A 15,728-nucleotide genomic window follows, 5' to 3' on the forward strand; every position below is an offset into this window, starting at 1 on the left:
TTATCTTAGCTGCTATTCCTGTCCAATAATCTCTGATTCAGTTGTCACAGTCGTTTGTTTATCCATTTTTAAAGTATTATATGATATAAATCCAATTATAGCTAAAATGATATTCACCGCGATTATCACACCAATAATGATAATAAACATTTTCCATATACGATGCCAACGGTGATTTCTAATAGCCAGCTGCTCATTGATTCTTGACAATTGTTCAGCAATAATATTTATATTATTTTCATTATCAATTTTTGCTCCTAAAATCTCGCTGACTGATACTTCAAAAACTTCTGCTATTCGAATAAGCATATCAGCATCAGGTACTGATAACCCCTTTTCCCATTTAGAAATTGTCTGACGGACTACATTCAGACGAACCGCCAGTTCTTCTTGTGAAAGTCCCTTAGTTTTTCTAAGTGCTTTTAAATTTTCACTAAACATATGCAATCACTCCTTTCAAGGCTTTATTATAGTGTTTATTCAGCCATTGCCGCAAGCAACGCATATTAACATGACAGATAAATCGCAACTAAACTTATTTATGCATTTATGCCGTTACTTCAATAATGTCCCTTTACCGGTTTATCCTTTGTCCTATGCTTCCTGTCTGGGTCATACTTCTGCCAATAGACCGCTTTTTCATTATATCTGCATCTTCCCGCCTCCTGATATGCACCATGTCCAAAATACACCATTCCCAAAGGTTTCACATGCTCCGGTAAATCAATTAGTTTTTGTATTGTCTCTATTTTTGACTTGATAGGATAAATACCTATCCATACACTTGCAAGGCCTATATCTGTTGCCGCAAGAAGCATATTTTGAATCGCCGCACTGCAATCACATATCCATAAATCTTTGTCCTGGCTTTTAAATGCATATTTCATATTTCCACATACAACAATTCCAAGCGGAGCATTATATCTGGCAAAAAGCAGTTTGTCTCTGATTTTACCTAATATTTCTTTTTCACTAATAACTACAAATTCCCAGGGTTGTGTATTTGCAGCCGTCGGTGCCGAGAAAGCCGCTTTTAATAAAATATTGATTTCACTATCCGTAACTTCCTCCTCCGTATAATTTCTTATGCTTCTACGGTTAAATATAGCCTCTAAGGTTTCCATGAAGTAACCTCCTTTCATAATAATCTTATTTTAGGTAATTGCGAAACTAATAAACTATCTGAATTTGTGATACACTTTATACAAATTCCTCCGCTATAACGCTCTTTCCGCTCGTTGTACTACTTTCTATAATTATTTCTTATAAATGGTTCTTCAATTTTCTCTGAAACAAGCAAACTATATTTCTGTGGATGGCGATATGCATTGCCATGTACTTCATTGTTTCTATACTCTCTGATTTCATTCATATTAAAGTCAGCCATATAAATCCCCTCTTGTTCACCGGCTTCAATAATAAGCGTATCTCTTGAGCCGGGTTCCCCCGGCCTGTATGCAATACCATCAAACGCAGAAGAATGACCGTTGCAGTCAGGCTTACCTTTTGGATAATTCACGGTTGCAATGCCTACCATATTTTCATATGCTCTTGCACGAAGCTGAGAAAGACGGTTTATCTCCATAGGACAAGCATTTGGCACTAAAATAATTTCGGAACCTTTTAGCATAAGAATTCTTGCACTTTCAGGAAATTCTCTGTCATAACATATCATTGCACCGATTTTTACATTACCTTGTGCCGTATTTAATTCAGTTACATAAAAATCGTCACCGGCTGTTAATCTGCATTCCTCACCAAAATCACAAGTATGCACCTTGGCATATGTAAGTACATTTCTGCCAAAGCGATCGAAAATACAGAGTGTGTTTCTGGGTAATGGTTCGCACTTCTCAAGTAAAGTTATTCCGATCGCCATGTTTAGATCATTTGCCAGTTTAGAAAATGAATCAACAAATGCACTACTCACAGATACAGCAATTGCTTTCAATTCATCCATATCTTCTGGAATGTTATAGCCAACACTCCACATTTCGGGGAATAATGCAATGTCCGCACCCATGTCTTTTGCTTTTTTGCAATATTCCAATCCTTTTCGCAGGTTACCCTCTAACGTTTCTTCTGGTAAAAGCTGCAACAAAGCTACTTTTAGATTTTTCATAATTATCATTCCTTTTAATTTAAAATGTTGTTTATATGTAATCTAGATTTTCTATAAATCTAACTGATATCGGTCTGGTTTGAAGCATAAATCGGATTCGCTTTTCGTACAATATCTCCATAATTTTCTATAAGCGTATCGAAAGCATTACGAACTTCTTTCGGGATTTCTACATGGACAATATAATTCTTACCTTTTGGCCCGTAGCCATTAGCGTCATCCGATAATCTGGAAATCTCGCCTGTTAACAGAGCTATATAACGTTCCATATCCCACATTCCCCAAGGAACATCAGCGTAGGCCAGCTTATCGTCCCTTACAACTACATCAACGCGATATGTTGCATAGTTAATAATCGTAACATCCGGTAAATATTTTCGTAATCCGGCAGCCATACGTAGCTGCATCGTTGCATCCTGGCATAAAAGGATGGAATTGTAAACGATATGATGCTCTTTTAGCAAATCAAGCAGGTAAGTAATATTATTTCCACAGTTTGTTGAATTACATTCCAAATAATCTGGTTCAAGGTTATATTTCAATTTCAAATAATTGGCAAATACTTTAGCTTCCGGTAAATCGGCTGTTACGGCTTCCGGAAATTGTTCGTGCATTTGGAAACGCAATGTTTCTGTGGTATGACCGGCTCCACCAACAATGATGTACTTTTTGGCAATGTTATTTTGCATGGCATTTGCCAGAACATCACCTCCACATGGAATACTTCCGCCAAATAAAACCATAATGTCTGCTTGTTCAAAACCATATTTTCTTCTTAATTCCAACGGTGTCAGTGTTGGTAGATCCCGTCGGCCGCAAAATGCTCCGAGCGTGTTAATGCACTGCGTTATAAACTCTAGATTCATAATTTCGCCTCCACTGTTTTATCCTAAAGTACGGTATTCTAATTCACGATTTACATAATCTATAATTGGTTTAAATTTTTGATATTCCTCAACAAATGTATCATAATTATTTCCGGCAAATATTGCTGCTACAGATAATCGGAATATAACAGCTCTTAATATCATTTCTATATTATTTTTAGAACAGCAGATTAATCCTATTTCCGAGATTGGACTTCCCTGCCATGCAATACAATCACATACTAAAATGGCTTCTGCATATTTCACTGGTGCTATTGTGGGGGAAAAATCGATAATCAGAGGATTTAGAGCTTTATCAAAAAGTATATTGCCTGATAAATCAGCGTGAATAATTTGCAACTTATAATTTTCTTTTAATTTAATCTTGGAAATTAATTCATCCAAGATTTTAGATGCCTCTTTCGATAGATTTGAGGGCAGGTTTTCCTTTTGCCATGCAATACGTTGAGATATAGACCATGGGTCATTGGCTTTAGGAATGTTAACAAAGTCTACCTCTGCCAAATCAGAATGAAAAAGTCTTGATACCTCTAACTTCTGTTTTACATTACCATCCCTATGTTCACCAGGTTCATAACGTGTACAACACCAACCTTTATACACAAATGTATTATTATTACTTATTATAGGTTTTGACAATCTGTATTCATGTGGATTTATTTCATTCAGAATAGTTAATGCCCATTCATAGATTTGCTCATTTTCTCCAACCGGTTTTAACACGGCATCTTTAACTCTTACTGATGTATTTTGCCCTCCATGTAATGAATTTATCTCCCCATTAAGATTGAAGGCAGACAGAATCTCGTTTTGCATTTCATTTTTTCCTCCATTAATTAATTCGTCTTATAATATGATCTCTCATACTAATGGAATGTGCATTATCTCATGAACCGGTTGATTTATACCTGCTTAAGCCAAATCGGAAACATGCAAAACAGGGGATTAAAAATAGCAATGCTATCACCGGCAAAAACATATAAAACATGTTCCGTTCTTTATCCAGTAAATATAATAGAGGGTAATACTGAAACAAAGCCAGCGGAATTACAAAAGTAAGAAATTTTAAAACACCATTTCCATATACTGAAAACGGGTATCGGCCAAACTGACGTGCGCCATAGGTAAAAATGTTGAGAAATTCCAAGCCCTCGATTGTAAAGAAAGTACATGCCGCGTTGATAAGGAATAATCCAAAAAACAACGCGCTTCCGCAAAGTATCATCAGGAAAAGTGTCAGAATTTTATCCCAGGTCCACTCAATCCCGCTGATAGGGATAGCATAGCATAATACGATTGCGGCTTGTACTAGTAAACCCAGACGTGTGAAATCCATATTAGGCATCAGGATTTGTAATATGATGTTTCTCGGCCTGACGAGAGCGCGGTCAAACTCGCCATTTCCAAGCATGCGTGGGAAAACGGTCAATCCGCCCCCTATCATTTCCCCCAGGGAAAAAGCCATCATAATAACCGCAAAGCAAAGAAATACCTGTTCGTATGTAAAGTCATCTACGGCGTTAATTCGTGAAAATATAAAATATAAGCCGAAGAATGCCGTAAATGCTGTTATAAACTGCCCCAATGTGGTTAAAAAGAAAGATATTCTATACTGCATCTGGCTTTTCAAATTCATAGCTATAAAATTCAAGTACAGCTTCATATTATCCCCCCTGCACAATTACTCTTTTTAGTTCTTTTTTCATTTTATCATTTTGTAAACAAAGCGTAAACCTTTAAAATAGAATCTCAAACTATTTACCCGATCATTATCTTTTTCTCAACTGTATTTGCCTTACAAATTCGCTCCATGATGCGTCACTAACCGGAAGAAACACGCTTTGTAATAGTGGGTAATATTGAAACAAAGCGCTTCCGCAAAGTTATCCCCCCTGCACAATTACTCTTTTTAAAGAGTGCTGCATGGTAAGCTGTCCGATAATAAATAGTGTTGCAAGCCAAAATAATTGAAAAACGATACCCTTTAAGGCTTCCACACCTGCTATATTCCCGCTATATATAAGAAGCGGCATATTTTGCATCGCCGCAAACGGAAGCAGCCTGACAACGGCAAGAACCGGTGCGGGAAAAAACGGCAAAGGTATCACACCACCTGACAAAAACGTTGTCAAAGCAGTTACTATGACTCTTACACCCCTGTGAGACAGCGTATAAAATAGCGAAATATACATCAGCATAGCAAACGCCACTACTACGCACAATGCAAGCACCACCGACAGCAAAAACAGGAAAAACTGTCCCATGCCAAGCGGCAGGGACATTCTGTACGGCTTCGGTATGATAAGTGCCACAAGCAGCGCAGGCAGGCAGTTTAACATTGTAAATGCCACGCGGTTGGCAGCGGACTGACAAAACCAACGGCCATATAAGTTCATTGGGCGGACGAGCTCATAGGCAATGGAACCGCTTCCAATAGCTGAATAGATTTCTCCGTCCGAAAATACTACCGAAAACAGCACGATTAACGTCTGCTGCATCCATATGTAAGAAACTGTTTGTGATAATTCCATTGGGAAAACGGCATTGCTTGCACGGTAAAGCATTGCGTACGCCAAGATCTCCATAAACCCCCACGCAAACCTTGTAATAATCGCTCCAAGGGCGACGGCACGGTATTGCAGGTTATTAATAAACCGTATTCGGAACACGGATAGATACATTTTCATATTTGATACTCCTTATGTAGGGCGGTGCCCTAAATCTGCCTCAGTTCTTCCATATAATTCATTGCTAAACTCCCTGATATATATTAGATGATTCCCTATTTTCAATTTCAAGGACATACATCAACTCTTCTCTATCTTCATCAGAACATTTATTCTTACGTCCATTTGTTCTGTCCGATAATGTCATACCTAATTTCTCCATCACCCTGTATGAATTAGTATTCTCACTATCACAATGTGCAATGAATTTTCTAATATTTAATTCTTGAATTGCATAGTTAATAACCTCTCTTGCCGCTTCCGCCGCATATCCATGTCCCCAGTATTTCTTACTTATTATCCAGCCAAGTTCGCCCTCCGAATTATCCTCACTGATATAAATACTAACCGCACCAATATGCAGGTGGTTAAGAAGAATTGCAAATTCATAAAATTCCGGGGTAGATTTTTGCCACTCAGCCTGTGCCCTATCTAAAAATTCCTTGGTTTCATTGATATCAACATTGGGTAAATTCACCATATATTTTGTGTTTTCTAAATCACTTGCATATTCATGCGTAGATTTCAGATATTGTGGCCCTTGCGGTACTAATAATAACCTTTCCGTTTGTATATTCATCTGTTCGCTCCTCTTATCCAAATTTTATTTACCGATTCTAACTGGTACACCGTAATGTTAAAAAATTTATAATAAACAGAATGGGAAGTACGATTCTATTCGCAAACCAGAAATGACTAGAAATATCACTATCTCATTTGGAAGCTAAGTGAAGAGAAATATCCCCTCCGCATTTTATGATCAATATTACAGAAATTCATTTTCATGGTTTTTAAAAAAATCATAATAGTTCCTAACGTTTTCCAATTCCGTCCAACGGCGAATCGTAACCGGATTTTCATCAAGGTTATAAATCCTTGCTCCAGACATGGCAAGCAGGAACGGTGAATGCGTTGATATGATAAACTGGCATCCAAAAAATCGTGCCGACTCTTCAAGAAAGTTCATTAATTCCAATTGGCGTTTAGGAGAAAGGCTGTTTTCCGGCTCATCTAATAAATAAAGCCCATCTTCACTGATTTTTTCTGTAAAATAGAGAAAAGCACTTTCACCATTAGAATATTCACGTACATTGTCCATCAATTCACTTCTAATAAAACGTGACTGCGTTTTACGCCTGGAGTTATTTACTTTTTTTAGCTGCTCGTAATCTGCCATTGATTTCATTTGAAATTGAGAGTATTTAGCATCCAGGTATTCATCAAATAATTCTTCCCGTTTCAAATCGATTCCTTCATTTAAATTACGGATATTCAACATATAATCAAACACGTCATCACTGGTGATAATTCTGCTGTTGTCCGGAATGTCTTCTTCCAAGTTCATACTGCATAGTTTGACATAGTCAGGAAAAAAATTAGATTTATTATAGATAGAATCCCTACGGATGCCTGTTTTTTCAGCAATTACATTGAGTGCTGTAGATTTTCCCGAACCATTACCACCGTATAATATTGTAACCGGCTGAAAATCAAACCTGTCAAGATCATGATTTGATAGTATCTTAAATGGATAAAACGAGTCATAACAGGTTCTTTTAATGCTCAGAATAAAGTCAAATTCCATATCCGCACTGGGGAATGTAAAGCTGCTTAAATAAATCATTGTATTCTCCTAATCTTACCAAATAAGTTATTTATACACATCGACCTCTTTTGATTACTAATAATATTTCTATTTAAATGATTCTTTAATTTCCGGCAATATTTCATATAAAGAACAACCTATTTTCGATTCAAAGTATTTCTTGAGTTCATAGGTAGCTGTCCATCGTAAGACTGTAAATGGCCATACGCCATATCTTATTGTGGTATCAACAAATCTTTGTTCCAAGATACATAATCTATCCGGTAATGCAAGAGCGTCACACAGAATAATAAGCTTATCGTAATCATTATAATTATAATTTTGAATAAATTGATCCATTTCTTCTTGATCAGACAGCGTAATATCCATCTTTCCTATATCATGGTATATGCTTTTTGTAGGGTATGAATGTGTCAAACATATAACTGCAACCTCATCCCAACTTTTTGATAACATATAGCGATATCCATCTATTGTGTGTTTTACGGCAGAAGGTCCATTTCTTCTCCCAATATCATGAAGCAGCCCAAATATATACGCTTTATCTCCATCCAGCTTACAAAACCTCGATATTATTTCCGCGGCTCTTGCAACATTTTTACTATGATTAATCCAAGGCCCCGGGTTTAGTTCACTTGCCAATTGCAATTCTAATTCTGCTGCTTCTCTTGTTGGAATCATCACAAAATCTCCTTTTCTTTATGATATTTAAATAGGTAATTGCGAAACTATATAGTTTTCCGAATATGCCATACAATTGATACAATTTCATAGCTTCAGTTGCCCTTTGGGACAGATTTGGCTCTAAAATTGTATTAATTGCATGGCATATAGATGCAATAATGGTGTTTCGCAATTACCTAATAATATTTAAAGAACCTTTTCAAAATGTCTTCTGATAGTATCGTGCATATTCAAATCGTTCAAATCCAATTTTTATATAATAATTATATGGTTCCTCATCTGGATCCACAAATGCTCTCTTACATCCGCACTTCTGTAAGATTCTTAATGAATTGATAACTGCTGCTTTCCCCAGTCCCATATTACGGTACTTTTCAAGTGTTACCATCGGTTCCAGATAAGCTGTCTGCGTCATTTCATCATACCAAAATCCACAAAAGGAGGCATATTCTCCGTTCTTGTCCAATACCACACTACAGATATCCCTATTATAATTTAACCAAGCATGTTTGATAGATAGTTTCACTTCGTCATTGATTTTAGGAATATCACCTTCATAATGAAATCCTAACCAAATAAGTTTGCTTAATTGATCAAAATCAAATACTTCTGAAAGCGGATGAATACTAAATCCATTCCCAAGTGTGACTTGATTTATTTCTTTCTGAAGATTATATTGAAGAGTTCCCGTAGTAAGAGAAAGCTTTTCATACCCCGCATTTTGCAGAAGTTGGTTGAAAACCTCTTCTTGATTAAGGACAACTAGAAATATGTAATTCTGATTTTCCTGCTTAATAGATAGATTATCTTCGACATATCGGATGATATCATATAAAGTTTTTTCCGTTGAACATCGGTTGTCAATCACCACCTCACCTAACCATGGACTCATTGGGCGAGCAACACAAACAACTTGTTCATTTTCTTTCCACATCTTGAATTTATCAAGATGAAACTCTTCAAGACAAGGTGCATTACGTATAAATTCCCAGATTACTCTTGAATGATTGTTCCTGTTGTCACGATTCATTTTTACATAGAAATTGCATAGTTCTTTTTCTTCTGGATAGTGACACTTGGTACCAATCCACTTTTCAACAATTTCATTATCTAATTTATGATCATTCAAGTCATTCACTCCATTTCCATATGGTATAAAATATAATCAACTATAGACAAATAAATTACTATGTTTTATTTTATTATCTGTTTTAAAAAACTACCAACTTAATTTCTAAGCTAATAGTCTGATAAATTTTAATTTATATAGACATCAGCTTATCCCTTATTCCGAAATAGTTTCAAAATTATTTTAGGAAAAAGCTCACTCCTCACCATTTTACGATACTGCATATCTTCTGAAGTACGGCCACTAATTAAGGATAGTACATTATTGGTTATTAAATGTTAGTTAAATATACGAATACATGATTTCTAACAAATATTAATAATAATGTTAAGCTTTTAGTGGGTTACCGAAACCTTGCAAATAGAGGATATTTGATATAATTCCATTGGACTTCCACCAATTTTTACTGATATCCCATTCATTGGGATAATCGTTCCACCCCCATGGAATGTTCCACGAACCATCAGGAAGCTGGGTTTTGATAATATACTCCCACTCATATTCTGCAATATCTTTATTTTCTGAATAAAAAATACTATTCCTGTTGTTGAAAAACTGTGACGGCTTACAAATATATGATGTTTCCCATTCAGCAGTGTTATGGTTTATACTGCCATTTACTTGTACAAGCAATTTAGCCTTTAGTATAGGCAAATCAATTATATCCTTCTCTCCTGATTCTTCTATGTATTGCATGAGCCTGATAAAGCAGGCTGTTGTGTGCATATCATATTGTCTTTCTGCAGATTTTAATTGTTCAAATGCTTCCGTAGCTATACGACAACCAAGTTTATAAAGACTGCCGTCTCTATTTGCAAAACGAATAATAAATCCTGCAATACAAGCGGTGGGATTATAATCATTATGGCAGGCGCTTTCACTTTCAGTATGCCACCACTCTGCATGGGGATAATCATTGTTACTTTTTATGGTATTATACCAATACTTACCGTCAAAATCTTTGCCACTTTCAAGGTAATTCATAATCCCTTTGATAACCGGGTGTGTGCTATTGGTATAATCAATCTCACGCAGTATTTCAGTTGCTACCCAAGTTTGAATCGGCGAAGAATTGGGATTCCATGCATCAGGTTCTAATGCATGGCCAAATCCACCATCCTGGTTTTGATAATATGCCAAAGCATTTAGCACAGCATCTTTGCTTCCATTCTCGAAATGATATTGCCAACGTGCCAAATCTAGTGGTCTGGCATTACGATATATAAATTCTCTTGCTTTTAAATATACAGTGTTCATTCTTTCATCCTCCACCAAATTTAATAATTTATATTTTATATAAGCCACATCTTCGAAGTATTTCAGCACCACACGGTTTTTTAGCTTTCATATAACTGTCTATATCTTCTGGATAATACTTAGCAGCCAGTAGTTTTACTTCTCCATACCAATCCCGATCTTTTTGATTCATTCTCAAATAATCACGAAAAGCAATATGCCGTTTTAATTCCTCGGAATACTCAGGACAGACATATAAATGGTGTTTCATTAAGTTAGGTTTATACTCATATTTAAATACTTGTCTATCTTTTATACCCAAATCTCCCTCATAAAAATAATCTATACTGTCAAGCTTTGATTTAATTAATTCAAAGGAATTATAATCTTTAATAATTATATCAATGTCTATAATAGGTTTTGCAGCAAGTCCCTCAACTGAAGTACTTCCAACATGTTCAATTGATATGATATGACCATTAAGTACATATAATAATTCTTCTTTAATTTTTTCAAATTCAGTCTTCCATGATTTATCATATGGGACTACAATAACTTTCTTCATCGTGTATGTACTCCTCTTTTAATAAATAAGTATATTCCTATCTTCAAACGCTAACGAATTTCATTGTCTTGCCCGTAAAACAAATCTTTGGCTAGGATCTATTTTCCAAAATAGTTAAAGTTATTTGGTATACGAATATAGGCACGTATATGCTCATCTTTGCTCCTTGTCAGCACTCGCGAAATATTATCATTGAAAGTATTGCCTTCGGCAGCAATAATGGAATCAGGTTTATTCTCCAATAGAATACCAATATGATCATGTTCAGCGTTAATAAAAACCCGATCATACACTACAATATCTCCTGCTTCAGGAGTAAAATTATCGTCACTTCCAGGGTGATACTCTAATCGTTTATCATGTAGAGCAAAGTCTTCCCAGCCACCACATCCAGCCAAACTACATGATATGCACTCATCGGGGCTATAGGGAATCTTAAAACCGGCTTCTATACAACAATAATAAACAAATGCTGCACACCAATTTTTATCGGCTTTTTCGACATTCCATTTTGGAAACAAAGCTACAATTGGTTGGATATTAGGTTCTTTATCTTGTAAAATACCGTAGAAAGGTTTTTGTGCCGCCGCCTTAGCAATTTCTGCAAGTTTAATTCTTGAACACATAATGAGTTCCTTTCATTCTTGATTTTTATCTCTTTTTCTCTAATAATCACTTGAATCATTCATATAGCAACAATGCGATTCTGCTCGCTGTTAATAAATAATAGTAACCAAAAAACTATTCATAATTCGTAGCAGTACACAAGATTATATTCTCTTGAAAAGGTAACCATGACTCTTCTTTTTGTTAGATTATACACCGCTGACCATTGCTCATCTCCCGGTATAACATTTTTCTTTAGCAATTCTAACGCATCCTTATCCGTAATGATACCCTGACGCTTTTCTAACTCACTTTCAATATTTTCGTACCTATCTTTACCAAATCCATTATGGGTTGGGTTATTGTATAAAGTAAAATTAGTTACCACTTGATAATTATTATTTTTCCTTATAGTAACCATTTTACCATCTACAAACTCAATTACAGCAGCATCTCCTGTTGCATCTGCTACCATGTAATGTAATGGAGCTACATCGTAAAACAGATTGTAATTCTTCATATATTTTATCGCTTCGTCAACTGATTTAGCTTTATTTAGTAATAATCTCAGCAATGTAAAATCAAATAGTGTAACTTTATTACTCCTATTAGGATAGATAGCACTAGCATCCGTCATAAATGCAACCGCTAGTCCATGTTCATTTATTCCGTCATAAGGACTATATGGGGCCGCTAATGTTAACTTTGCATCTGTTTCCAATGTTTCATATGTATTTTCATCCCAATCTAAATCAGCCATACTTGCTAAAGCCAATGATTTATAATCATTATCTTCACTTAATCGAATCATCATTGGAATTGCATATTCACAATCCATATTTCTTGCAAATATAATATCTCCATCCGTATTTTGTGCAACAAATGCTCCGCACCCAAAATTTTCTTTGCTTATTTTCTTCTCACTATTAAATATAAGGTTTTCATTAATAAAAGTACAAAATTCCTCCAAGTTACAAGTACCTTTTAACAGATATTCATCATAACAATAATTTCCAGAATAATTCATATAGTAAAAAGGGCGATTACTGATTTTTTCTATTTCAACTCTAATTTTCTTTGTAGTATTCTGTATTATTTTCATTTTCTTTCCTCACATCTATAAAAAACATAATGGGAACACCATATTAACTTCTGAATTTTCTTATAATTCTAATAAGTTCAATTCATAGGATGGATGATATAACCCCGTAGGTTCATAGAAATTATCACCTATATATTGAAATCCCAATCGGGTTAGCAGTTTTCTGGAGTTAATGTTTTCCGGATGATGACCCGCATAAAGTTTAACTGCATTTAATTCTGAAAATGCATACTGTATCACTCCTTTTGCAGCTTCGAAAGCGTATCCCTGTCCCCAAAATACTCTGCGAAGATGAAAACCTATTTCATAGGAGTGTTGTTCTGACTTAAACGGACGCAGGCCACAACATCCAATTAACTCTCCTGTTTTCAAATCAAATATGGGCCAATACTGTACATGATATTTCTTATCATTGCTAACTTCCAGGAGTAATCTGTCCAAGACGTTTTGTTGTGTGAATTCACCTGTTGCACAGATGTATCGTGTAACATCCTTTTCTCCCCACAACCAACTTGCCACCTCCAAATCAGTCTCTGTCCAGTGTGAGAAGCCAATGCGTTCTGTTTTCATAAAATATTCTTGTTTCATTATCACCATTCCGTTTTTATTATTTTACTTGCTTTTCCAATTTGAAATAAGATTGATTTTTGGTAAAAAAGTTGTTACAACTTCTTATTGATTATCAACAGTTATTGTTTATGTAATTATCAAGACAATCAAATAACATACGAAAACCTTCTTCATGTATCCAAAAGTTTTTGTCTTTATTTATAACCGCTTGTTTAAACTCATTGTATCCAACAAATTTGACTTCAGAAACTTCATCTTCTTGAAGTATTAAAGAAGCCGGATCTAAATCCATTTTTAAAAGATAAACATCATAAAATTCATTATCTATAAACCGTCCATTGTTTAGAACTGCAATTTCTTTAAAAGTATACAGGTATTTGACTTTATCTATTTTACTTGAGATATCCAGTCCCAATTCTTCAGAAAACTCTCTTATGATAGTTTGTTTGTTGTCTTCCTTACTTTCGATGTGTCCTCCAAGAGAAACATACCACATGTTAGGACACGAATCTTTATTTGCACTCCTCTTTTGTAGCAGCAATTCGTTTTTAGAATTTATTACCCATACTTGAATCACCCGATGGCAAATTCCTTTTCTATGTGCTTCCTTTCTTTCAATCACCTCGCCGGTTTTATTGCCCCACTCATCTAAAACATCAAAAAACTCCATAAATAACCTCCTCAAATTTAAATAATCTCTAGTTCATTCAGTAACTCTTTTAAAAACATAGTAATCAGGTTTCATACCTTTTGTCCAAATGCTATCCCCTGTTTCGATACTATATTCTCCTACTGCCGTTCCGTCATTTATACATAAGATATCAGGTAGGGAAGTAGTTACTAGAGAAGTTCCTGAGAGCCAGACTCATAGGTATATTGCAAACGATTCCGAGTGGAATCACCGTAGTTGATTGCTTTAACCGGGCAATGATGAAGACAACATAAGCAATTATCACATTTTGGAAGTATCCAAAACGGTTTGTTTTCCTTCATTTCTATTGCCTGAACCGGACAGTTCTTCTCACACAGTTTACAACTAATACAAGATGGATTCACAGTAAATGGTGATGTGCTTCGAGCTTTTTCATATCGCGAGTGAACCCAGGGGGTTAATCGTCTTATGAGCCAGTTGCTATGATAGGATTTTTGTGTGCCTTGAATGATCTTATTAAGGACTTTTTCTGCACGAATCAATTTCTTTTTCTGAGTCTCTAACACCGGTACATCATGTAATATAGAATAGTTTGTGACCATGACGAGTGAGTAGACGGTTGGTTTAGGAAGCCCTTTCTCTGAAAATAATTTTTCTATTGAAGCGTCTCCTCCGCCTAGATATCCACCGCATGTGATAACAACAATTATTTTACTAACATTGTTAAATTCACTTTTTTGAATGAATGTCTCCACCCGGTTTGAGATTCCCCAAAAACAATTAAATGTTACCAGAAATAGAGTCTCATCATCTTCTAAGTAAAATGTGGCGGGCTTATTAAATTTACCGACATCTATCAGGTCCCCTTTAAATGTTTCATGTAATTTCAAAGCAACATGCTTGGAATTACCGGTTGAGCTATAGTATATTACCATCTCTGTATTACCTCCCCTATGTTTCTCTTTTTATGATAAATTGTCTTCATATGCATTACCTTTCTTCCCTATTCAAATCATTAGCATTACATTTTAATCTATCTGGTTTCGTACCATAGACCAAATTTTTTCATGCATGAATCTTCCTTTATTCCGTTGTAAATTTCAAAATCATCCTTATCAAATTCCGCTAATGTCTTGCTGAATTTATCAGGAATAAATATGTACCATAAATCAGACCATTTATCTTGATTATCCCGCCCTTTGATCTTTTCAGAAAGTTTTCCCGGCGATTTACTCTCAAAAAACTGCATAATACTGCCATCATAATAAGCTAAACATGATTTAAACTCACAGTACCGATTATTCACTCCGTTCATTAATTTAAGAATTCCTTTTATTCCTATCGTAACTAAGGCATGATTTACATAAGCCCTGGGATTTATTTTCTTTCATTTTTTTGTTTCCTTATCTAAGTTTTCTTCACGTACGGCTGCTAACATAACTGTATCACGAAATTCCTTACCAAACGGATACTTTTTCAATACTCCCTCCTCAACAAAACCCACTTTTTTTAATACCTTTAAGGAGGAGGTATTATCCGGCATAACCGTAGCCTGTATCCTATGTAATTTCAATTCCTCAAATCCAAAGCGGGTAATCTCTTGCACTGCTTCCGTTGCTAATCCCAAGCCCCAATATTCGGGCGAAAAATAGTAGGCTGTCTCCGCCATTGTTTGTTTTATAAAACCACCCAAATCAATCCGCCCTATAACCCTTTTTTCATTCTTATATACGATGCACCAAGTAAACACAGTTTTTGATTTAAGAAGCCTGCCATTTATATTGTTAAGCCAATTCGATATATGCGGCTCTTCATTAAAAAGGTTTACCCCACCTCCTATTTC

20 protein-coding genes are annotated in these 15,728 nt (G+C 35.4%); all 20 read right to left on the reverse strand.

The features are described from left to right. Nucleotides 1-12: 12 nt before the first annotated feature. The 20 genes from Ana3638_RS01050 to Ana3638_RS01145 all read right to left on the reverse strand — a co-directional run bounded on the left by Ana3638_RS01050 (nt 13) and on the right by Ana3638_RS01145 (nt 15,725). A complete protein-coding gene (locus tag Ana3638_RS01050; protein ID WP_161836242.1) occupies nt 13-441 on the reverse strand; it encodes a helix-turn-helix domain-containing protein in 429 nt (142 codons plus the stop codon). Between the two features lie 119 nt (nt 442-560). Then, nucleotides 561-1,124 (reverse strand): nitroreductase family protein, encoded by a 564-nt coding sequence (locus tag Ana3638_RS01055; RefSeq protein ID WP_161836244.1) that lies wholly within the window; start codon nt 1,122-1,124, stop codon nt 561-563. Nucleotides 1,125-1,243: 119 nt separating this feature from the next. Next, on the reverse strand, nt 1,244-2,122 hold the full coding sequence (locus Ana3638_RS01060; protein ID WP_161836246.1) for a carbon-nitrogen hydrolase family protein: 879 nt from the start codon (nt 2,120-2,122) through the stop codon (nt 1,244-1,246). A 59-nt stretch (nt 2,123-2,181) separates the two neighbouring features. Next, a complete protein-coding gene (locus Ana3638_RS01065; protein WP_161836248.1) occupies nt 2,182-2,988 on the reverse strand; it encodes a YdcF family protein in 807 nt (268 codons plus the stop codon). An 18-nt stretch (nt 2,989-3,006) separates the two neighbouring features. Then, nucleotides 3,007-3,825, reverse strand: coding sequence for an RIO1 family regulatory kinase/ATPase domain-containing protein (locus Ana3638_RS01070; RefSeq protein ID WP_161836250.1), 819 nt, complete (start codon nt 3,823-3,825; stop codon nt 3,007-3,009). Between the two features lie 70 nt (nt 3,826-3,895). Continuing rightward, nucleotides 3,896-4,672, reverse strand: coding sequence for an ABC transporter permease (locus Ana3638_RS01075; protein WP_161836252.1), 777 nt, complete (start codon nt 4,670-4,672; stop codon nt 3,896-3,898). Between the two features lie 220 nt (nt 4,673-4,892). After that, nucleotides 4,893-5,696: an ABC transporter permease gene (locus Ana3638_RS01080; protein WP_161836254.1), complete on the reverse strand. Its 804-nt coding sequence runs from the start codon at nt 5,694-5,696 to the stop codon at nt 4,893-4,895. Nucleotides 5,697-5,760: 64 nt separating this feature from the next. Next, nucleotides 5,761-6,315 carry a GNAT family N-acetyltransferase gene (locus tag Ana3638_RS01085; protein ID WP_161836256.1) on the reverse strand — a complete coding sequence of 185 codons (555 nt, stop codon included), beginning with the start codon at nt 6,313-6,315 and terminating at the stop codon, nt 5,761-5,763. A gap of 186 nt (nt 6,316-6,501) precedes the next feature. Continuing rightward, nucleotides 6,502-7,359: an AAA family ATPase gene (locus Ana3638_RS01090; RefSeq protein ID WP_161836258.1), complete on the reverse strand. Its 858-nt coding sequence runs from the start codon at nt 7,357-7,359 to the stop codon at nt 6,502-6,504. A 69-nt stretch (nt 7,360-7,428) separates the two neighbouring features. Beyond that, entirely contained in the window at nt 7,429-8,022 is a 594-nt protein-coding gene (locus Ana3638_RS01095) for an HD domain-containing protein (protein ID WP_161836260.1), read from the reverse strand. A gap of 202 nt (nt 8,023-8,224) precedes the next feature. Then, on the reverse strand, nt 8,225-9,154 hold the full coding sequence (locus tag Ana3638_RS01100) for a GNAT family N-acetyltransferase (protein WP_161836262.1): 930 nt from the start codon (nt 9,152-9,154) through the stop codon (nt 8,225-8,227). A gap of 327 nt (nt 9,155-9,481) precedes the next feature. Next, nucleotides 9,482-10,411, reverse strand: coding sequence for a hypothetical protein (locus Ana3638_RS01105; RefSeq protein ID WP_161836264.1), 930 nt, complete (start codon nt 10,409-10,411; stop codon nt 9,482-9,484). Nucleotides 10,412-10,439: 28 nt separating this feature from the next. Beyond that, nucleotides 10,440-10,955, reverse strand: a complete 516-nt coding sequence (locus Ana3638_RS01110) for a GrpB family protein (RefSeq protein ID WP_161836266.1) — start codon at nt 10,953-10,955, stop codon at nt 10,440-10,442. Between the two features lie 98 nt (nt 10,956-11,053). Beyond that, on the reverse strand, nt 11,054-11,581 hold the full coding sequence (locus tag Ana3638_RS01115) for a CHAP domain-containing protein (protein ID WP_161836268.1): 528 nt from the start codon (nt 11,579-11,581) through the stop codon (nt 11,054-11,056). 119 nt (nt 11,582-11,700) lie between these two features. Beyond that, nucleotides 11,701-12,663 carry a linear amide C-N hydrolase gene (locus tag Ana3638_RS01120; protein ID WP_161836270.1) on the reverse strand — a complete coding sequence of 321 codons (963 nt, stop codon included), beginning with the start codon at nt 12,661-12,663 and terminating at the stop codon, nt 11,701-11,703. Nucleotides 12,664-12,723: 60 nt separating this feature from the next. After that, nucleotides 12,724-13,251: a GNAT family N-acetyltransferase gene (locus Ana3638_RS01125; RefSeq protein ID WP_161836272.1), complete on the reverse strand. Its 528-nt coding sequence runs from the start codon at nt 13,249-13,251 to the stop codon at nt 12,724-12,726. A 94-nt stretch (nt 13,252-13,345) separates the two neighbouring features. Then, nucleotides 13,346-13,903, reverse strand: a complete 558-nt coding sequence (locus Ana3638_RS01130; protein WP_161836274.1) for an NUDIX hydrolase — start codon at nt 13,901-13,903, stop codon at nt 13,346-13,348. A 170-nt stretch (nt 13,904-14,073) separates the two neighbouring features. Continuing rightward, complete coding sequence (locus Ana3638_RS01135; RefSeq protein WP_161836276.1) at nt 14,074-14,820, reverse strand: EFR1 family ferrodoxin; 747 nt, start codon at nt 14,818-14,820, stop codon at nt 14,074-14,076. Between the two features lie 98 nt (nt 14,821-14,918). Further along, entirely contained in the window at nt 14,919-15,266 is a 348-nt protein-coding gene (locus Ana3638_RS01140) for a non-canonical purine NTP pyrophosphatase (protein WP_330588007.1), read from the reverse strand. Between the two features lie 6 nt (nt 15,267-15,272). Beyond that, complete coding sequence (locus tag Ana3638_RS01145; protein WP_161840386.1) at nt 15,273-15,725, reverse strand: GNAT family N-acetyltransferase; 453 nt, start codon at nt 15,723-15,725, stop codon at nt 15,273-15,275. Nucleotides 15,726-15,728: the final 3 nt, after the last annotated feature.

It is taken from the genome of Anaerocolumna sedimenticola, from assembly GCF_009931695.1.
In the GTDB taxonomy this organism is placed as follows: domain Bacteria; phylum Bacillota; class Clostridia; order Lachnospirales; family Lachnospiraceae; genus Anaerocolumna; species Anaerocolumna sedimenticola.